General features: G+C 73.7%; 17 protein-coding genes. 12 read left to right on the forward strand and 5 right to left on the reverse strand.

Annotated features, from left to right (window positions below; all coding sequences use genetic code 11):
* Positions 1-20: 20 nt before the first annotated feature.
* From ACFUMH_RS01095 to ACFUMH_RS01110, 4 genes are all read left to right on the forward strand, one after another.
* A complete protein-coding gene (locus tag ACFUMH_RS01095) occupies positions 21-1898 on the forward strand; it encodes a DNA/RNA helicase domain-containing protein (protein ID WP_378199030.1) in 1878 nt (625 codons plus the stop codon).
* A 70-nt stretch (positions 1899-1968) separates the two neighbouring features.
* Positions 1969-2937 carry an HNH endonuclease gene (locus ACFUMH_RS01100; protein ID WP_378199033.1) on the forward strand — a complete coding sequence of 323 codons (969 nt, stop codon included), beginning with the start codon at positions 1969-1971 and terminating at the stop codon, positions 2935-2937.
* A gap of 66 nt (positions 2938-3003) precedes the next feature.
* The gene (locus ACFUMH_RS01105; protein WP_378199036.1) at positions 3004-3561 is read left to right on the forward strand and encodes a hypothetical protein; all 558 of its coding nucleotides are present in this window, start codon (positions 3004-3006) and stop codon (positions 3559-3561) included.
* A gap of 128 nt (positions 3562-3689) precedes the next feature.
* The gene (locus tag ACFUMH_RS01110; RefSeq protein WP_378199081.1) at positions 3690-4001 is read left to right on the forward strand and encodes a very short patch repair endonuclease; all 312 of its coding nucleotides are present in this window, start codon (positions 3690-3692) and stop codon (positions 3999-4001) included.
* 207 nt (positions 4002-4208) lie between these two features.
* Here the strand turns inward: ACFUMH_RS01110 and ACFUMH_RS01115 are convergent, their stop codons facing one another.
* Positions 4209-5003 (reverse strand): nuclease-related domain-containing protein, encoded by a 795-nt coding sequence (locus tag ACFUMH_RS01115; RefSeq protein ID WP_378199039.1) that lies wholly within the window; start codon positions 5001-5003, stop codon positions 4209-4211.
* Positions 5004-5128: 125 nt separating this feature from the next.
* Between ACFUMH_RS01115 and ACFUMH_RS01120 the strand changes: the two genes are divergently transcribed.
* Together ACFUMH_RS01120 and ACFUMH_RS01125 are read left to right on the forward strand one after the other, a co-directional pair.
* Positions 5129-5731 (forward strand): DUF6318 family protein, encoded by a 603-nt coding sequence (locus ACFUMH_RS01120; protein WP_378199042.1) that lies wholly within the window; start codon positions 5129-5131, stop codon positions 5729-5731.
* The gene (locus ACFUMH_RS01125; protein WP_378199045.1) at positions 5728-6609 is read left to right on the forward strand and encodes a hypothetical protein; all 882 of its coding nucleotides are present in this window, start codon (positions 5728-5730) and stop codon (positions 6607-6609) included. Before ACFUMH_RS01120 ends, ACFUMH_RS01125 begins: the two co-directional genes overlap by 4 nt.
* A 93-nt stretch (positions 6610-6702) precedes the next feature.
* On the opposite strand, the gene ACFUMH_RS01130 is transcribed toward ACFUMH_RS01125, so the two are convergent.
* Both ACFUMH_RS01130 and ACFUMH_RS01135 read right to left on the reverse strand, forming a co-directional pair.
* Positions 6703-7935 (reverse strand): Fic family protein, encoded by a 1233-nt coding sequence (locus tag ACFUMH_RS01130; RefSeq protein WP_378199047.1) that lies wholly within the window; start codon positions 7933-7935, stop codon positions 6703-6705.
* A 108-nt stretch (positions 7936-8043) separates the two neighbouring features.
* Entirely contained in the window at positions 8044-8556 is a 513-nt protein-coding gene (locus ACFUMH_RS01135; protein ID WP_378199050.1) for a hypothetical protein, read from the reverse strand.
* A 151-nt stretch (positions 8557-8707) separates the two neighbouring features.
* Between ACFUMH_RS01135 and ACFUMH_RS01140 the strand changes: the two genes are divergently transcribed.
* The 4 genes from ACFUMH_RS01140 to ACFUMH_RS01155 all read left to right on the forward strand — a co-directional run bounded on the left by ACFUMH_RS01140 (position 8708) and on the right by ACFUMH_RS01155 (position 12946).
* Entirely contained in the window at positions 8708-9160 is a 453-nt protein-coding gene (locus ACFUMH_RS01140) for a hypothetical protein (protein ID WP_378199053.1), read from the forward strand.
* A 105-nt stretch (positions 9161-9265) separates the two neighbouring features.
* A complete protein-coding gene (locus tag ACFUMH_RS01145; protein WP_378199056.1) occupies positions 9266-11833 on the forward strand; it encodes a cutinase family protein in 2568 nt (855 codons plus the stop codon).
* A 224-nt stretch (positions 11834-12057) separates the two neighbouring features.
* Positions 12058-12252, forward strand: coding sequence for a hypothetical protein (locus tag ACFUMH_RS01150; RefSeq protein ID WP_378199059.1), 195 nt, complete (start codon positions 12058-12060; stop codon positions 12250-12252).
* 235 nt (positions 12253-12487) lie between these two features.
* Positions 12488-12946 carry a hypothetical protein gene (locus ACFUMH_RS01155; RefSeq protein WP_378199062.1) on the forward strand — a complete coding sequence of 153 codons (459 nt, stop codon included), beginning with the start codon at positions 12488-12490 and terminating at the stop codon, positions 12944-12946.
* 320 nt (positions 12947-13266) lie between these two features.
* Here the strand turns inward: ACFUMH_RS01155 and ACFUMH_RS01160 are convergent, their stop codons facing one another.
* On the reverse strand, positions 13267-14151 hold the full coding sequence (locus ACFUMH_RS01160) for a phosphotransferase (protein WP_378199065.1): 885 nt from the start codon (positions 14149-14151) through the stop codon (positions 13267-13269).
* Positions 14148-14702, reverse strand: a complete 555-nt coding sequence (locus ACFUMH_RS01165) for a GNAT family N-acetyltransferase (protein WP_378199069.1) — start codon at positions 14700-14702, stop codon at positions 14148-14150. Before ACFUMH_RS01165 ends, ACFUMH_RS01160 begins: the two co-directional genes overlap by 4 nt.
* Positions 14703-14942: 240 nt before the next feature.
* Between ACFUMH_RS01165 and ACFUMH_RS01170 the strand changes: the two genes are divergently transcribed.
* Together ACFUMH_RS01170 and ACFUMH_RS01175 are read left to right on the forward strand one after the other, a co-directional pair.
* Positions 14943-16499: an MATE family efflux transporter gene (locus tag ACFUMH_RS01170; RefSeq protein WP_378199072.1), complete on the forward strand. Its 1557-nt coding sequence runs from the start codon at positions 14943-14945 to the stop codon at positions 16497-16499.
* Positions 16500-16777: 278 nt separating this feature from the next.
* Positions 16778-18022: a globin domain-containing protein gene (locus ACFUMH_RS01175; protein ID WP_378199075.1), complete on the forward strand. Its 1245-nt coding sequence runs from the start codon at positions 16778-16780 to the stop codon at positions 18020-18022.
* Positions 18023-18724 lie beyond the last annotated feature (702 nt).

Genomic DNA, 18724 nt, shown 5'->3' on the forward strand with positions numbered 1-18724 from the left:
GCTGCCTGGGGGACGTCCACGTGCAAGCGCTGCGCCGCAGTGCCGTCGAGCTCGTCGCAGAGACCGACGCCGGTCCGTCGATCATCGAGGAGCACCTCGCGCGCTTCCTGCACCACGAGGGCGTGGGAGCCGTGGGCGAGGGTGAGCGGCGCTCCTGGCGTTCCTCGCTGCCCGTCCTCGCCAACGATTTGCGGGAGGCCGGCCTCGACGGCGTGCACGTCCTTCTCGAGGCGCGCCTGCCGCTCACGAGCAAGCGGGCGGACGTCGTCCTTGCAGGCGTTCATCCGCGCACCGGCCGCCCTTCGTACGTCGTGCTCGAGCTCAAGCAGTGGTCGGGCGCACGACGCTGGCCGGAGAGCGCCACTCTCGTGGACGTCCCAGGCGCGCCCTACCGGCCGGTGCTCCACCCCGCGCTGCAGGTCGACGCGTACGTCGACTACCTGCGGGACTTCGTCCGTGTCCTGGCCGAGGACGCCGAGTCGGTACGGGGCGCCGCGTATCTGCACAACGCATCTGAAGTGGGTGTGATGGATCTCCGGCACGCCGACTCAGGCGCCCGGTCTCCGGTCTTCACAGGCGACCGCCGAGGCGCGTTCCACGACTGGCTCCGCTCCCGTCTGTCGAGCGCCTCGGGAGCGGAGGCGGCGGACGACCTCCTGTCCTCGCAGGTCGCCCCCTCGAGGCAGCTCCTGTCCGTCGCGGCCCAGGAGGTGCGGGAGCGAGAGCACTTCGTGCTCCTCGACGAGCAGCGCGTCGCCTACGAGCTGGTCCTCGCGGCGGTGCGACGAGCACGGGAGGCCGACCACAAGACGGCGGTCGTGATCGCCGGAGGTCCCGGGAGTGGCAAGAGCGTCATCGCGCTGTCCCTCCTCGGTGAGCTCGCCCGCCAGGGCCGCACCGTCATGCACGCGACCGGGTCGCGGTCCTTCACGCAGACGCTCCGCCAGGTCGCAGGCAAGGGCTCGCCCCGCACGCGCAACCTCTTCGCGTACTTCAACAGCTTCATGGGTGCGGAGAAGAACGGCCTCGACGTCCTCGTGCTCGACGAGGCCCATCGTCTGCGTGTCACCTCGGTCAACCGGTACACGCGCAAGGAGATCCGCGCGGCGGCTCGCCCCCAGATCGAGGAGCTCTTCGACGCCGCTCGGGTCCCGGTCTTCCTGCTCGACCAGTTCCAGGTGGTGCGTCCCGGCGAGATGGGTTCCGTCCCGGAGATCGAGGAGCACGCCGCTGCGCGCGGGCTCGAGGTGCGCCACGTCGACCTGAACGCCCAGTTCCGCGCCGGCGGCAGCGACGCCTACCTGGACTGGGTTCTCCGACTGCTCGGGCTTCGTGGTGACGGCCCCGTCCCCTGGCACGATGAGGACCGCTTCAGCGTGGACGTCGTCGACTCGCCCGAGGAGCTGGAGGAGCACCTGCAGGCGCAGATCGACAAGGGGTTCAACGCGCGCATGACCGCGGGCTACTGCTGGCCGTGGAGCGACCCGCGGCCGGACGGCACGCTCGTGGAGGACGTCATCGTCGATGCATGGCGCCGACCCTGGAACCTGAGGGGCGACCGCTCCGTGGGCGGCGCGCCGCCCTCCGCCCTGTGGGCCACGGGCGAAGGCGGGTTCGGACAGGTCGGGTGCGTCTACACGGCGCAGGGCTTCGAGTACTCCTGGAACGGCGTCATCCTCGGGCCAGACCTGGTGTGGCGGGGCGACAGGTGGGTCTCACGGCGCGAGCACAACCGGGACCCGGACTTCCGCTCGCGGAAGACGGTGGACGACGCGACGTTCGACCGGCTCGTGCGGCACGTCTACAAAGTGCTGCTGACGCGCGGGATGGTGGGGACGGTCCTCTACTCCGTCGATGACGAGACGAGGGAGTACCTGAGGTCCCTGGTGAACGCCTGACCATCGCAAGTGGGTGACGACGGTCGAGAGGAGCACCCGGGCTGCCGATCCCGTCTCGGGAGGTTCGCCGATGCCCTACGACATCTCGCAGTACCTGGACCTGACGCTCGCCGACGCCCGAGCGCAGTGGCGATCGATCCTCGCGCGCGCGGTGGTCGGCCCAGGTCAGAACCAGGTCGACTACGTGCCCCTGGAGACACTTCTGTGCGCCGCCGCGATGGTGGAGCTCGGGAGCGTCAGCTACGGGAGCGGCTTGGCGGCGAAGCACCAGACGCCGATCCCCCAGCTCGCGGACGTCTTCCGACGTCGTCCCACCAGCATCACGTCCAAGATGGCGAACCTGGACGGCGGTCGTAGCCGCGGTGGCAAGAGCGACCAACGCCTGTGGGAGGTGCTGCGCGACGACCACGGTCGGCTCTTCGACCTGTATCGGCTCATCCTCGCGGCCGCTCGACAGGCCGGTGTGGACCCCGACGTGCTTCCCGACTTCCTTGGCCTCGAGCACTCCGACGAGTTCGAGCTGCTCGGCCAGGACGAGATCGGCGAGACAGCCGTCGAGGCGGCGCTGCGGCGGGCCCTCGACGAGCAGGCCGACGACGGCTCGGAGCGCCCCTCGGAGCGCCAGGTCGTCGCTCGGGTACGCATCGACCAGCACCGGTTCGCGAAGGCGGTGCTCGTCAACTGCGGATGGGAGTGCGTCTTCTGCGGATTCGGGTTGATGGGGAGGTCGACGCCGACCCTCCTGCGGGCGAGTCACATCAAGCCGTGGCGATCCAGCAACGACCGGGAGCGCCGCGATCCCGGGAACGGGGTGGCCGCGTGCCCGACGCACGACGCCGCGTTCGACGCCGGAGATCTCACCCTGGGCGATGACCTCGAGATCGTCCCGTCGACGCGGATCACCTCCTCCACCAACACAGCAGTGCGACTCATGTTCGACGCTCCCCTGCTGCGCGAGCGCATCGGCGCGCTGCCCGGTGGGTACACTCCGCGGCCCGCCTACCTCGACTGGCACCGGGAGCGCATCTTCCGCGCGTGACCGGTCGCCCCGGGATCCCTCGAACGGAGCTAGCTTCTCGGCCCGGTTACGCAGAAGCTCGGGTGCATGCCCGACCGTCACGCGCGCTTCGTGCGCAGCGCGCTGACGGGCTCGGAGGCCGACGAGGTGGCCGTCGTGGACGAGCTGGCGGTAAGGCTCCGGGAACACCTGGATGAGCGGCGGGGCGAGATCGACCGCGTGCATGTCCACCGGGCGTCCAGCTCGGCCGTCCAGGCTGTAGTCAGCGAGCTCCTGCGGGAGATCGGCTTCGACGAAGAGGTCATGCTCACGCCGCAGGACGGATTCGTCACGCGCGCCCGGCCCGACTTCGTCTACGCGCTCGCGGACGGCCGAGGGATCATCGCCGAGGTGGAGCGCGGCGGCACGACGACGAACAACCACGACCTCAAGGACTTCTGGAAGGTCCACATCGCGCAGGACGCGCAGCACCTGTTCCTCATCGTCCCGGCCGCGAACTGGAACGAGGCAGGCCGGGCGCGGGAGAGGCCGTTCGCTCGGGTCGCACACCGGCTCGCCGCGTTCTTCGGCGACCCGCGCCGAGAGGTCGACGTGCTGAGCGCGCACGTGTTCGGCTACGGGAGCGACGAGCCGACGGCGAGCTGACCGAGACCACGCCGACATCGAGGACGCGGCACCATGGCTCTGGTGAGGCGACGATGACCGCCGGCGGACGTCCCGGCTTCGATCCGGGGCCGCACCCGGATTCGTCCTCGGCTGGCGTCTCCGCCCGCATGAGCAGGCTACGCCGGCGTGACAACGCGCCGGAGCTCGCGGTGAGATCCCTGCTCCACGCCCGCGGCCGCCGCTACCGGGTCGTGTGGCCGATCCCGGGGCAGCGTCGCCGGACCATCGAGGTCGCCTTCACACGCAGGCGCCTCGCCGTGTTCATCGACGGGTGCTTCTGGCGCGGGTGCCCGCAGCACGGCACGTCCCCCAAGGCCAGTGCCGAGTGGTGGCGTCGAAAGATCGAGACCAATCAGGCGCGGGATGCGGGACAGGAACGCTCGGCTCAGCGAAGGGGGTGGACGGTGATGCGCTTCTAGAGCACGAGGACGCGGCCTCCGTCTGCTCCGCGCGCGGGCTGCGGGTGCCGCTCCGATGCTCGCCGGTCCGCCCGGCTACCGCACGGCGCTCGACCTAGGCAGCGACGGCGTCGCGTGCGCGTCAGTCGGCGGCACGGTGGGCCCTGGAAGGGTGACGGGCCGACGTACCGTCGTTGTCGGGACCTCGACGCTCGGAGGGCGGGCGCCTCAACCCCCGACGCCCGCGGCGACACCCTCGAGCGTGCGCAGGACGATCTGGATGATCAGCCATCCCCCCGCGAGCGTCACGAGGAACGGCAGGAGGGCGGAGCCACGCCGTCGTGATCGCGGCGCGGACGAGCGAGGCGCGCTCTGTCGCCGGCGCCGAGCGTTCCTCGGCGCGGAGACCTTCGCCACGACCAGCTCCTCGTGCAGGTGCCGGGCCACGTCCGCGACGTCGAATACCGAGAGCCGCTGCGGCAGGGTCAGGAGGTGCTCCGGCAGCTGCCACCGGCCGAGCACATCGACGCCCTGCACCGGGGTCGGCGCCTGGTCCTGCGCCGCGAGGCAGAGCACGGCGCGGACCGCGGTGCGGTGCTCCGGCCCGAGGATCGCCGCGACATCGGCAGCGGCGCGGGCAGCGCCGTCGGCCGAGGACGCGCGGCTGTACCCGTTCTGGCGTAATGCCCCGTCGGTCACCGCGACGTGGCCCGACCAGTTCTTCGCGTCGATGACGACGATCCCACCCGGACCGATCGCGATGTGGTCGATGTTCGCCTGCTTGCGACCGGGCCACCGCACGTCGTGCAGCGTCGTCCAGCCGTACCGCTCGAGGTAGGCGAGGCTCGCGGCGACCAGCCGCTCACCCTCCGCGCCTACCGACCAGTTGCGCTGCTGCTGCTGCGCACGCCGGAGGACCTCGGCGTCGACGGCACCACCGCGCGCCACCTCCTCGCGCAGACGCGCGACCTTCCGGGCGCGCCGGCTGGCCTGCTCCTCGGCCCCGTAGCCGGCGGCGGTCATCGGTGCTCCATGACGACTGTCTTCGGCACGATCGCGGGGTTTCCGAAGCTCGCCCGGCGCACGTTGGTATCCACAGGGTGGGCGGCGCTGGCCAACCCGAAGCACAGAACCGGTACTTTCCGGGCATGCAGGGGAGACGACGCGGTGTAGCAGGTACGACGGCAGTGGCGTTGGCAGCTCTCCTGGTCGCAAGTTGCTCGGACGACACGCCCTCGACGCCCACGACGACGAGTGCTCCTTCGACGACGACGCCGTCGCCGAGTCCGACTCCGACAGCGACGCCCACGGCGGACCTGAACGTCCCACCGGCTCGACCGGAGGCGATGACGACGCCCGGCGACGAGGGCGCGGCAGCAGCGGCGTCCTACTTCATCTCCCTCTACCCGTACATCTATGCGACCGGTGACTTCTCCGAGTGGGACGCCTTGTCCGCTCCCGAGTGCGAGTTCTGCTCGGAATCGCGTGCCGACGTGGAGCGCATGCTGAACGCAGGCAATCGAACGACGGGAGCGCCCATCGAGATCCTGAGCTCCTCGGGTATCAAGCTCAGCGACGAGTGGTATTCCGCGAAGCTCCGCGTGCGACAGGCGGAGGGATCCGAGGTCGATTCTTCTGGTGCGGTGGTTTCGAGTAACCCGGTCGGTGTCTTCGACTTCGACTTCGCGATGTCCTGGGTGGACGGGTGGCGCATCGACTCGGTGGGCATCGTCCCCGTGGAGGAGGGATGAGCCACGCGGCCGTGGCGTTAGTCGTCCTCACCACCATGGCGCTCGTCACCGGGAGTGGTCCGGCCAAACCTGGTCAGGGCTTCGGTGGGAGCGCGGGCGATGACGGGCACTTCGAGATGACTGCGTGGCGCGCCCAGATGCTCGCCGATAGCAACGCAGCGGTCGCCCCGGAAGAACAGCTGGTCGACTATCGCCGCGCCGTCGCGTGCCGGGAGGCAGCGGCTGCATGGGTGATGGCGAACGACGACGGCTCTTGTGGCGCAGGCGCGGACACGGCGGGCATGGCGGACTGCGGGGAGGACAGCGTCCTCCTGCCGATGTGGGTGCGAGAGCGCGAGACGCCGGCGTCGCCGTGGGGCCAGTGGCGACAGATCGACAACGGCGGGTGCGGCGTCGACGCACTGCCTGTCCTGACTGCCGAGGACTTCCGGCGGCTGCCTATCCCGGCACCGGCGCTGAACGTGCAGCCCGCGGCCGACTGGGTGCTGGTCAACAAGGAGACGATCGTCTACACCGACCCGTCCCCGGTGACGCTGACGACGGACCTGCTCGGCTACCAGGTGACGGTCGAGGCGACGCCGATCCGGTTCACGTACGACTTCGGCGACGGCGGCCGTCCGCTGGTCACCACCGACCCCGGCGCGCCGTACCCGGCGTTCGAGACGTTCCACGTCTACCGATCCCTCGGCACCCGCACCATCACGCTGACCACGGAGTGGTCCGGGCGCTATCAGGTCGCCGGCTCACCGGTCTGGCGGGACGTCGACGGCACCGCCCAGACCACCGCCACCAGCACCCCGTTCGAGGTCGTCGAGCGCAGCAGCAAGCTCGTCGCCGAGCTCTGCACCGCCGTGCCCACCCCCGCCGACTGCCGCTGAGCCGTCCCCCCGCGCTCGCGTGAAGGGTTGTGGTCACTACGTGTCCGCAACGCTTCGCGCGAAGCCGGCGCCGCACCTGCACCTACCCGGGCCTCACACCTCTCCCAACGCCCGCCGCCCCGCCCGCGCTGCGAACCGGTCCAGCGCGCTCAGCACCTGCGTCGACTGCCACAGCACCGACCGCCGCCGGCCCCCCACCTCGCCCAACGCGCCCGCCGCAACCAGACGCTCGATCGCCCGCATCGCGTTCGTGTGCGAGATCCCGAGCTCCCGCTGCACCAGCGCCGTGTGGACGACCGGCTGGCGCAGCACGAGGTCGAGCAGCGGCCACGCCGAGGAGTCCGCACGCGCCTTGAGGTCCGACGTCCACTCCGCACGGATCGCACGCAGGTCAGCGAGCAGCACGCGCCCGTTGACGACGGCGTCGTGCGTCGCCGCAGCGAGTGCGTCGACGATCGGCGCCGGGTCGCCGGCCCGGTAGGCGGTGAGGGCGTCGAAGTACGCGCCGGTGTCGACCAGCAGGCCGGCGGACACGGGCACCGTCAGCGAGCGCGTGAGCCGGCGGCGGCGCAGGAGCGCGTGGATCAGGGCGCGGCCGGTGCGGCCGTTGCCGTCGGGGAACGGGTGGATGGTCTCGAACTGCGCGTGCGCGAGGCCCGCGTGAATCAACGGCGGCACGTCGTCGCGGCGCGTGAAGGCGACGAGGTCGTCGATGGCTGCCGGGACGCGGTCCGGGTGCGGCGCCACGAAGGTGGCCCGGTGCGGCGAGTAGCCGCCTCCCCCGATCCACACCTGCTCCTGCCGCCACCGGCCGGCCAGCCCGGGCTCGGTGTCCTGCAGGAGCGCCCGGTGCATGGCGAGGAGCGCGTCGGCGTCGATCGACTCGGACAGCGCGAGCGCCGCCTGCATGGCGTGGACGTTCCCGACGATCTGCGTCGCATTCCGGCGCGACTCCTCGCCGAGCTCCGCGAGCGCGATCTGCTTCGCGCCGGACGTCAGGTTCTCGATCTGGGAGCTCGATGCCGACTCCGAGCGCAGCAGGATCGCGGCGAAGGGAGCGACGTCGCCGGCGGCCTCGGCGTCGAAGTCGCGGATGACGGCCGACGCGTCCTCCGCAGCCGTGGCCGTCTGGCGCGGCAGGCGCACGTCGATGTCCGCGATCGTCGGCGTGACCGCGGCGCGGTAGGGACGCGCGAGCTCCTCGCGAGCCGACCGCGACAGCAGCTCGGGGGGCAGGGTCGACCGCCACGGGCGTTCCTCCCACGCCAGGGCAGGCCACGCTGGCTGCGCCTCCGCCCCAGTCCCGGGGCCGATAGGGATCGACATACCGTCACACTATCCATCCCTCACGCCATAGGGATGGATAAGTCGTCATGTCGCACGCCGCTACGCAGCAGCGCGGGCGCGAGGCGCCACTGCGACAAGGTGCGGTCGTCACCGCCGCCAGGTCGCCCAGTACGGGTCGGCGACCAGCTCCGCCCACGCGGCGTCCAGCTCCGCCCAGCTCATCGGGTCCCCGTGCAGATCGATGCCGGCGGGGTCGACGGTGATGGCCTTCCACTCGCGCTCGTACCGGCGCGTGGCCACGTGGTGCCCGATGAGCCACGGTTCGCGCTGCGGGCGCGCGGCCAGCGTCAGCACCCACAGCCACAGGACGTACCCGACGTCGGCGTGCTCGTCGTCGTGCTGGCTGAACTCGATCGTGAGCGACGGCTCGTGTGTGCCGATCCCGGACAGGCGCACCGGCGAGCCGACGTAGGGCCTGGGCTCGTAATGCAGCATGCGCGTCCAGTCCTCGAGGTAGTGCGCGACGACGGGGTGCAGGGCGTCGAGGTCCTCGCGATCCGGCGGGACGTCACGCGCGACGGCCGCCAGCGCCCGGAGCGCGGCGGGCTCGACGTCGCGGCGCAGCGGCACGCGGAAGGACCAGGCCGGGTAGTCGCTCACCCGCGGCACTGTAGGTGCGCGGTCGCCGGGCCGCGGCGCGTCCTCCACAGGCGCGCACCCCCACCCGCCACCGCACGGGTGAACCCCCGCCACCGCCACCGCACCCTCGCTAGCATCCGCCCCACCCCCCCAGCGGAAGGCACGGCCCGTCATGCCCGCGAGAACGCCCGCCCGCCGCCGCGCCTGGACCATCGCGATCGCCACCGTCGTCGCTCTCGCCGCAGCCGCCGCCCTCCTCCTCCCCCGCCTCGCCGGCCCCCCGGCCACCCCCGTCGCGGACCGCCTCACCCCTCCCCCCACCTGGACCCTCGTCACCGACGTCGTCACCGCCCCCTCCCTGATCTGCCTCGGCGGCCAGCCGTGCCCCTCGGTCCAGCGCGCCTGGCGCACGCCCGACCAACCCACCGCCGACGACCTCCAGACCCTCACCGAAGCCGCCGGCTGGGACGCCACCCTCGACGGCCCCTGCACCCCCGAGCACCCCACCGCCCGCACCGTCTGCCGCGCCACCGCCACCGTCGACGGCTTCTCCGTCGAGCTCCGCGTCGTCACCTCCACCACCACCGACGGCGCCTCGGTCCAGCTCGACGTTCGGCCGAACTAGCGACGTATCGGCGGCGTCCGGATGAACGCCGCCAAACCCGACACTTCGGCGCAGACCGGACCCATACCTTGAGGCGCCCCACCCCCACCGGAAGGCCCTCACCCCATGTCTCGTCTGCGGCGCGCCTGCGCCCTGCTCGCCGGAGCCGCCGTCGCGGTCGGCGCCCTCACCCTCCCCGTCCCCGCCGCGACCGCGGCGGAGGTCGACCGCGCCTGCACCGACGTCGAGGCTGTGTGGGCCCGCGGCTCGGGCCAGGGCCTGGACGGGCGCGAGTTCACGAAGTTCCGCGACGAGCTCACGGACCGCATCGCCGCGCCGACGACGTTCGACGTCTACGAGCTCGGCACCGAGGCGCAGGACGGCCACCGGTACCCGGCGGTCGCCGTCGGCACGGGCGGGTGGGACCAGATCAGCAACACGATCGGCGCGAGCGCCGGCTCGGGCCTGGCGTTCGAGTACGGCAACAGCGTGTGGGAGGGCGCCCACGAGCTCGTCGCCTACCTCGGCGACCGCATGGTGCGGTGCAGCGAGACCGTCTTCGTGCTCGGCGGGTACTCGCAGGGCGCGCAGGTGATCGGTCAGACGTACCAGTACCTGACCGACCCGTTCCGCGAGCGGATCGTCTTCAACGCGCTGTTCGGCGACCCGAAGCTGTACCTGCCCGAGGGTGAGGGCATCTGGCCGGCGGCGTGCCGCGGCACCGGCTCGAACTCCGAGTGGCGTCGTGACGTCCCGGACTGCCGCACCGACAACGGTTCCCTCGGCGCGCGCAAGCCGTACCTGCCCGCTGGCTGGACCAGCTCGTCCGGCCTGTGGTGCGAGGACGACGACTTCGTCTGCGGCTCGGCGAAGGCCCCGTGGACGACCTCGGGCCACATGGTCTACGGCGACGACGGCGGCGCCATCGAGGACGCCGCGCGCGAGATCGCGGAGCGCCTCAAGACGCGCCTGCCCGACCGCGCGCCCACGTTCGACGCCGGCATCCACCTGATCGGCGCGGGCACGACCGGCCTGGACGTCATGTTCGTGCTCGACTCCACCGGCTCGATGAGCGGCCAGATCGACGCCGCCAAGCGCTTCGCCGCGTCCATGGCCGGCACCATCGCGGCCGCCCGCGGGCGCATCGCGCTCGTCGAGTACCGCGACGCCGGCGACGAGTTCGTCGCCGTCACCCGCATCGGCCTGACCAGCGACGTCGCCGCGTTCCAGGCGGCGCTCGACCCGATCGTCGCCGACGGCGGCGGCGACAGTCCCGAGGCGCTGCTCGCCGCGCTCATGGAGGGCTTCAACACCCTCGAGTGGCGCAACGGCGCCACCAAGGCGGCGATCATCCTGACCGACGAGACGTACCACGACCCCGACATCGCGACCGGGTGGACGACGGCCGACGTCGTGCGCCGCTCGCTCGAGATCGACCCCGTGAACCTGTACCCCGTCGTGCCGGAGTGGGCCGCCGCGTCGTACGAGGCGCTCGCGTCGCAGACGGCCGGCAAGGTCGTCGTCGACGGCGGCGACACCGAGGCCGCGCTGACCAGCACGCTCACCGAGCTGAAGAACCGGCCCGTCGTCCTGCTGCCCGTCCTGCGGTACGCCGCGCCGCTCGGCGAGGCCATCACGTTCGACGCCTCCGCGTCGTACGTCATCGGCTCGGAGATCACCGAGTACGCGTGGGACGTCGACGGCGACGGCACGTTCGACCGCACCACCACCGAGCCGGTCCTCACGCACACCTACCCGGGCGAGTTCGACGGGCTCATGCAGGTGCGCGCCACGGCCGCCAACGGCACGGTCGGCTCGATGTCGGCGCCGGTGCTCGTCTCCGCGACGGCGCCGGACGACGGCCGGCCCGCCGCACCCGCGACCGTCGAGGTCTCCGCGACCGACCCGGTCGACGGCGTCTCCGACGTCACGGTCACGTGGACGCCCGGCGACGACCGCGCGGACCGCTGGGGCATCGCCGTCAACGGCATCGGCGTCGCCTACCGCCCGGCCGGCGACCGGTCGATCGTGCTGACGGGCGTCGAGCGCGCCGAGGACGTCGAGGTCACCGTGCACGGGCTCGACGCGGCCGGGCAGCTCGGCCAGGGCCGGTCGGCGTACGTGCCGGCGGCCGTCGAGCCGGACCCGACGCCGACGCCCACGCCGACCCCCACCCCGGAGCCGACCGACCCGGGCACCCCGGCCCCCACGCCGGACCCGACGGCCCCCGCGCCGACCGACCCCGCGCCGACGACGCCCGCCCCGCCCGCCCCCGGCACGCCGTCGACGCCGGCCACGCCCGCCTCCCCGGCGCCCACGCTGACGCTCTCCGCCACGCGCGTGCGCGCCGGCGGCGAGCTCGACGTGACCGCGTCGGGCCTCCCGGCGGCGGCCCCGGCCCGCATCGAGCTGCACTCCGACCCGGTGCTGCTCGCCGCCCGCACGACGACCTCGGCCGGCACGCTGCAGACGCGCGTCACCGTGCCGCGCTCGACGCGGCCCGGGGTCCACACCGTGGTGGTGCGCACGTCGGCGGGTGACGTGTCCGCGCAGGTCACCGTGCTGCGCGCCGACGGCGCTGCGCTCGCCGCGACCGGCGCGACGCCCGGCCCGTGGATCGCCGTCGGCCTGCTCGCGCTCGCCGCGGGCGGCCTGCTCGTGGGCGTCCGGCGCGCGGCGGTGCGCCGGGCCTGACCGACCGGCGGCCGGGTGTCCCGCGTGGGCTCCCGGCCGTCGGCGTGCGGCGCGGGACGGCGTCGCGGGCGCGCGTTGTCCATCCTTAGCCTCATAGGGATGGACAACGCGCGTCGTCGTCCATCCCTGCGGCGGCGCATCGACCTCCGTCGCTGCGCCTGGCCCGCCTGCGGCCCGACCGACCCGCTGGTAGACAGGACGGACCCCACGTCAGGAGGCCGACGATGTCCGACCCGACCACCACGCCGCCGACCGAGCAGGCCCCCACCGACGCCGCGCCCGACCCCGTCCGCGACAGTGCCCCCGAGAACGAGCCGTACGACGGCGGCGACGGGCTGCCGAACCCGCCGATCACCGCCAACGGCATGCAGGGCGCCCAGACCGGCAGCGCGGGCGGCACCGGGGGCGCCGGACTCTGACCGTCCGCGGCTGCCCGCGCCGTCGCGTCGGACGCATGCGGCACGTCACCGGCTCGCACGGCGCGCGTCGGCCGGAGCAGTCGTGGCGTCCGCGTACTCCGCGACGTCGGAGAGGGCGGCGGAGCGGCTGAGGCGGACGGCGGTGGCATCGACAGTCTTCCCAGGTCGTGGGTCCGGCCAGCGTCGCGCGCGTGGGACAGGCGGTCCGCACGCGGCCGCGCCGTAGCATCCGGACGTGCGCTCCGTCCTACGCTGGGCCCTCGCCGGCGCCGCCGTCGCCGCCGCGTGGCTGGCCGTCTTCTTCCTGCCTGCCGCCGTGGCGCGTGGACCGTACGGCGGCGCCGATGCGCTCGGCGTCCTGCTGTTCTCCCTGCTGGTGCTCGTCCCGCCGAGCGCGGTCGCCGGACTGCTGGTGGGGCTCGTCGACCTGCCGCTCCGCCGCTGGGTCGCCCGTGGCGCGCTCGGCTCCCGGCGTCGGCCTGTCGCCGCCGCGCTGACGCTGTTCGGCGCGCTCGCCGCGGCGACGATGGCCGTGCTGCCCTTCACGTCGACGGACATGCAGGATGTCGCCTACAACCTCGGCGTCTGCGCCGTCGTCGCGGCCGCACCCGCAGCGGTCGCGCTGCGCACCTACGGACGTCTCGCCGTCCCCACCCCGCCGGCGCCCGCCGACGTCCCGGACCCAGCGCGCTGACGGCGGCTCGCGTCTCCCCCTGCGCCCGTCATCGCCCGCAGGAGACAGGACGGACCCCACGTCAGGAGGCCGACGTTGTCCGACCCGACCACCACGCCGCAGACCGAGCAGGCCGCCCCCACCGACGCCGCGCCCGACCCCGTCCGCGACAGCGCCCCCGAGAACGAGCCGTACGACGGCGGCGACGGGCTGCCGCACCCGCCGATCACCGCCAACGGCATGCAGGGCGCCCAGACCGGCAGCGGGCCGCACCGGGAGCGCCGGGCTCTGACCGTCCGCGGGTGCCCCCGCCGACGCGTCGGGCACCCCCGGGTGGCCCGTCAGCCCACGACGCCGAGCTCCCCCAGCGCCCGCCATCCGAACCCCACGGCGTCCTCGCCGTGCCACGTCGCCCACGCGGCGGCCAGCGCGAGCGCCGTCCCGCGCGCTCGGGCCCGCGTGGCCGCCGTCGCCCCGTAGACGTCGTACGCCAGCGCCACGCCCTCGACCGGCAGCGAGAGCCAGAGGAACCCGAGGTCGGTCGCGGGGTCGCCGCCGGCGATGTCGGCCCAGTCGATGATGCCGCCGAGCCGCCCCTCGTCGCTGAGCAGGTTGAACGGGTGCAGGTCGGCGTGGATCCACGACCGCGGCAGGTCGACCGGCGCGGCGAGCGCGTCCGCCCACGTCCGGTCGGCGAGCGCGCGGTCGAGCCGCAGCCCGCGCTCCGGCGCGGCGGCCTCCACCTCGGCCAGCGCGGCCAGCAGCTTCGGCCCGCGCTCGGCGAGCGCGACCGACTGCTCGGAGTTGTGCGGCGCGTCCGGCGGCGCCGGCACGTGCACCTGCGCGAGCGCCCGCCCCAGCGCCGCGCCCGCCGCCGCGTCGAACGGGCGCTCCGTCGCGGGCACGCCGGGCAGCCACTCGACGACGGCCCACGGCCACGGGTACGCCGCGCCCGGCCGGCCGACGCGCACCACGTGCTGCGTCGGGAACGTCCACCCCGCGCCGAGCGCGCGCACCCAGCGGATCTCCGCCCCGATCGATGCCACGGATGCGGCGCGCCGCGGCAGCCGCACGGCCAGGTCGTCACCGAGCCGGAACATCGCCATGTCGTAGCCGGAGTACCGGCGCCCGACCGGCAGCACCGCGAGGTCGGGGTGCTGCTCGGCCAGGAGGGCGGTGACGACGTCGGTGCTGATCGGCACCTCGTCGACGGGCGGCCCGGTCACGGTGTCGCCGCCGGCGCCTCGACGAGCAGCGTCGGGAGCTCCGGGACGGGGTCGGTCGCGAGCCGGGCGTGCGTCTCGACGTCGTACCGCACGCCGTCGTACCGGAGCTTCGCGCGCTCGACGCCCTCCGCCACGAACCCGGCCCGCGTCGCGACCCGGCACGAGGCGGGGTTGTTGACGCGGTGCCCGAGCTCGAGCCGCTCCAGCCCGAGGACGTCGAGCGCCCAGCGCGCCGCGGTCGCCACCGCCGCCGTCGTCAGGCCGCGGCCGCGCGCCGCCGGCGCCGTCCAGTACGACACCCACGCCGTGCCGTGCGTGCGCTCGACCTGCGTGAGCGCGACCGAGCCGACCGGGCGGTCGTCCGCCGTCACGGCGAGCACGTAGGCCGTCCGCTCCCAGCGGAGGAGGTGCGAGCGCAGGCGTGCGGCGACGGCGTCGTCGTCGGGGGCAGGCGGCAGGTCGAGCTGGCGGGGAAGGTCGTCGCCGGCGCGGACGGCATCGAGGAGCGCCGGCAGGTCGGCGGCGCGCCACGGCCGCAGGAGGTCGGTCACGGTCGGCACCGTAGGCCGCGCGGGAGTGGACGGCCCATGCCTTTGCCCGTTCTCGTCCCCCTCGTCCCGGCTCGCCGCACACCGATCGTCCCGGGTGTGACCGGACGGACACCCACCGTTCCCGAAAAGGGCTACAGACGCGCCGGGATCGTATCGATACGATTCACTGGCGAGAGCGACCGGCGAGAACGACCGACCGCACGCCCCCATCCCGTCCCTCCGATTCCGGAGCTCCCCGTCATGCCCAAGGTCCTGACCGCCGGCCGCCCCTGGCGCGTCATCCTCCTGTTCGCCGTCCCGCTCCTCGTCGGCAACGTCGTCCAGCAGCTCTACCACGTCGCCGACGCCGTGGTCGTGGGCCGCGTGCTCGGCGTCGACGCCCTCGCGGCGGTCGGCGCCACCGGCGCGCTGACGTTCCTGCTGCTCGGCTTCACGTGGGGCATGACCAGCGGCTTCGCCATCCCGACGGCACAGGCGTTCGGCGCGGGCGACGCCGCGGCGGTGCGCCGCTCGGTGACGTCCGGGACGATCCTCAGCGCGATCGGCAGCCTCGTCCTCACCGCCGGCGCGCCGTTCGTCGCGGAGCCCGCGCTGCGGCTCATGCAGACGCCCGAGCCGCTCCTCGACGAGGCGACGACCTTCACCGTCGTCTGCTTCCTCGGCGGCTCGACGCTCATGTTCTTCAACTACCTGTCGGCCGTGATCCGCGCGATCGGCGACTCCCGCACGCCGCTCGTCTTCCTGACGATCAGCTGCGTGCTGAACATCGCGCTCGTGCTGCTGCTCGTGCCGGTCGTCGGCATGGGCGTCGGGGGCGCCGCGCTCGCGACCGTCATCAGCCAGGGCGTCTCCGTCGCGCTGTGCCTCGAGTACGTGCGCCGCCGCGTGCCCGTGCTGCACGTGCGCCGCGAGGACTGGAACGTCACGCGCGACGACCTGTGGCGGCACCTGCGCATCGGCGTGCCGATGGGGTTCCAGATGTCGATCATCGCGATCGGCACGCTCGCCGTGCAGGTGCGCCTCAACGAGCTCGGCTCCGACTCCGTCGCCGCGTACACCACCGCCGCGCGCGTCGACGGGCTCGCCGTCGCACTGCTGCAGTCGCTGGGCCTCGCGGTGTCGATGTTCGTCGCGCAGAACCACGGCGCCGGCCGCCCCGACCGCATCCGCGCCGGCGTCGTGCAGGGCGTGTGGATGTCGGTGGTCGGGTCCGTCGTGCTCGGCGCCGTGCTGGTGGCCGGGGGCTCCGCGATCGTCGCGCTGTTCGTCGGCCCCGGCGAGGAGCGGGTCGTCGCGATGGCGGCGCACTTCCTGCTCGTCAACGGCGCGCTGTACGCGATCCTCGGCGTGCTGTTCGTGCTGCGCGGCGCCCTGCAGGGCCTCGGGCACACGGGCGTGCCGACGGTGACGGGGGTCATCGAGCTCGTCATGCGCGTCGGCGCGGCCATCGTGCTGGGCGCCGCGTTCGGGTTCACCGGCATCGTCTGGGCCAACCCGCTCGCGTGGCTCGGCGCGGTCCTGCTGCTCGCGCCGGCGTACCTGCGGGCGCACCGGCGGCTCGCGACCGAGCCCGTCCTGCTCGGCGGCGAGGCGCCCGACGTCCTCGTCATGGAGGGCGGCCCGCACGAGGGCTCGGCGGTCATGGACGCGGTCGTGCCGGACGTGGAGGCCGTCGGGACGCACCCGGCCCACGACGCCCGGCCGGCGCAGGACCCCGACGAGCCGTCCGACGCGACGGCCGACGCCGCGCGCGACGACGTCCCGACGCTCAGCGAGGCCGCCGGCCCCTGCCGCTGACGCACGCCGCGACGCGCCGGACGGCACCCGCGGCCGGACGCCGCAGGCCGCACCGCCGCAGGAACCGCCGCCACACGCTTCGCCGAGATCGCCTGTCCGACGGCGAGGTCGCCCGCCTGGACCGGCGACCTCGCCGCGCAGCAGGCGACCCGGATGAACGGACGGTGACGCCCGTCCGGCTCCCTGCCGTGGCGCCCGTGCTCCGCGCGGGTGACGATGGCTCGACGGCGGGCCCACGGACCGCACGCGTGGCCCGCTCGCCGAGCGAGGGGGCCCGCATGCTGTCCGACCAGTCCCGAGCGGTCATCGAGGAGACGCTGCCGGTCGTCGCCGACCACATCCGCGAGATCGCGGCCCGCTTCTACGCGCACATGTTCGGCGAGCACCCCGAGCTGCTCGACGGCCTGTTCAACCGCGGGAACCAGGCGGACGGGACGCAGCAGGTCGCCCTCGCCGGGTCGGTGGCGGCGTTCGCGACGGCGCTGGTGCGCTCGCCGGAGCAGCTGCCCGAGCGCCTGCTCGCGCGCATCGCGCACAAGCACGCGTCCCTCGGGCTGCGCCCCGACCAGTACCAGGTGGTGCACGACAACCTCATCTGGGCGATCCGCGACGTGCTCGGCGACGCCCTCACGCCCGAGGTCGCGGCGGCCTGGGACGAGGTCTACTGGCTGATGGCGTACGCGCTGATCCACATGGAACGCGGCCTGTACAGCGCGCGCGGCGTGACACCGCAGACCGTGTGGCGCGAGTGGGAGGTCGCCGAGAAGGTGCCCGAGACCGGCGACGTCGTGACGTTCCGCGTCCGCCGCCGCGACCGCCGGGCCGTGCGCGCGTCGCTGCCCGGGCAGTACGTGACCGTGCGCGTGCGTATGCCGGACGGCGTGGAGCAGCCCCGGCAGTACTCCCTGACGCGCGCCGACGACGGCGAGCACCGGCAGTTCTCCGTCAAGCGCGTCCGCGGGGCCGCGACACCCGACGGCGAGGTGTCGAGCTTCCTGCACGACGTCGTGGAGGTGGGCGACTCGTTGACCATCTCCGTGCCGTTCGGCGACGTCGTCCTCGACGACTCCGGCCGCCCGCTCGTGTTCGTGAGCGCCGGCATCGGCATCACCCCGATGGCCGGGATGCTCTCGCACCTCGTCGCGGCCCGGTCCGACCTCGACGTCACGCTGCTGCACGCCGACACGTGCGAGGACGCGTTCGCGCTGCGTCGCCAGGTCGTCGACGACGTCCGCGCCCTGCGCGGGCGCGTGCACGTCTGGTACGAGGACGACGACGCCGGCGACCTGCCCCTCGACGGCCGGCACCGCGGGCGCATGGACCTGCGGCACGTCGACCTGCCCGACGACGCCCTGTTCTACCTGTGCGGCCCGCTGCCGTTCATGAAGGGCGTGCGGGAGTCGCTGCTCGGCCGCGGCGTCGCGCCGCAGGACATCCAGTACGAGGTCTTCGGCCCGGACCTGTGGCAGGCGGACCTGCTGGGTGAGCCGTCGCAGGGGGCGGGCGCGCCGACGTCGGCGTGACGCGGTGCGCACCCGCCGACGTCGCCGGTTCGGTGGTGGGGTCGCCGGTTCTGGCAGGCGAGGTGGACGTCGAACCGGCGACCTCGGCGCTGCGGGGGTCGGCGTCGCCGAGCTCGTCAGGTCTGCGCCGACCTCGTCGGGTATCCGTGACGAGGTCGGGGTGGATCTGACGAGGTCGGCGCGGTGGGACGACGGCCGCGCGGACACCGGTCCCGGCCGCACCGCCGCCGGTCGCCGAGGTCGCCGGTTCGGTGGTGAGGTCGCCGGTCCGGGCGGGCGAGGTCGACGTCGAACCGGCGAACTCGGCGCCGTGGGGGTTCGGCGTCGCCGAGCTCGTCAAATCTGCGCCGACCTCTTCGGGTATCCGTGACGAGGTCGAGGCGCATCTGACGAGGTCGGCGCGCTGAACGGCGCCTACCCGGCACCCGTCCGGGCCGGCCGGTCGCCGAGGTCGCCGGTTCGGTGGTGACGTCGCCGGTCCGGGCAGGCGAGGTCGACGTCGAACCGGCGAACTCGGCGCCGTGGGGGCGCCGCACCGGTGAGCCGTCGGCGAGCTCGTCAGGTTCGCGCCGACCTCGTCAGGTATCCGTGACGAGGTCGGGGCACGTCTGACGAGGTCGGCGCGGTGGGACGACGGCCGCGCGGACACCGGTCCCGGCCGCACCGCCGCCGGTCGCCGAGGTCGCCGGTTCGGTGGTGAGG

The organism is Cellulomonas sp. NPDC057328, from assembly GCF_042667215.1.
Classification (GTDB): domain Bacteria; phylum Actinomycetota; class Actinomycetes; order Actinomycetales; family Cellulomonadaceae; genus Cellulomonas.

Coding starts and splice junctions, on each gene's coding strand:
- ACFUMH_RS01100 (WP_378199033.1), top strand. CDS start 1,969: ATGCCCTACGACATCTCGCAGTACCTGGACCTGACGCTCGCCGACGCC.
- ACFUMH_RS01105 (WP_378199036.1), top strand. CDS start 3,004: ATGCCCGACCGTCACGCGCGCTTCGTGCGCAGCGCGCTGACGGGCTCG.
- ACFUMH_RS01110 (WP_378199081.1), top strand. CDS start 3,690: ATGAGCAGGCTACGCCGGCGTGACAACGCGCCGGAGCTCGCGGTGAGA.
- ACFUMH_RS01115 (WP_378199039.1), bottom strand. CDS start 5,003: ATGACCGCCGCCGGCTACGGGGCCGAGGAGCAGGCCAGCCGGCGCGCC.
- ACFUMH_RS01120 (WP_378199042.1), top strand. CDS start 5,129: ATGCAGGGGAGACGACGCGGTGTAGCAGGTACGACGGCAGTGGCGTTG.
- ACFUMH_RS01125 (WP_378199045.1), top strand. CDS start 5,728: ATGAGCCACGCGGCCGTGGCGTTAGTCGTCCTCACCACCATGGCGCTC.
- ACFUMH_RS01130 (WP_378199047.1), bottom strand. CDS start 7,935: ATGTCGATCCCTATCGGCCCCGGGACTGGGGCGGAGGCGCAGCCAGCG.
- ACFUMH_RS01140 (WP_378199053.1), top strand. CDS start 8,708: ATGCCCGCGAGAACGCCCGCCCGCCGCCGCGCCTGGACCATCGCGATC.
- ACFUMH_RS01145 (WP_378199056.1), top strand. CDS start 9,266: ATGTCTCGTCTGCGGCGCGCCTGCGCCCTGCTCGCCGGAGCCGCCGTC.
- ACFUMH_RS01150 (WP_378199059.1), top strand. CDS start 12,058: ATGTCCGACCCGACCACCACGCCGCCGACCGAGCAGGCCCCCACCGAC.
- ACFUMH_RS01170 (WP_378199072.1), top strand. CDS start 14,943: ATGCCCAAGGTCCTGACCGCCGGCCGCCCCTGGCGCGTCATCCTCCTG.
- ACFUMH_RS01175 (WP_378199075.1), top strand. CDS start 16,778: ATGCTGTCCGACCAGTCCCGAGCGGTCATCGAGGAGACGCTGCCGGTC.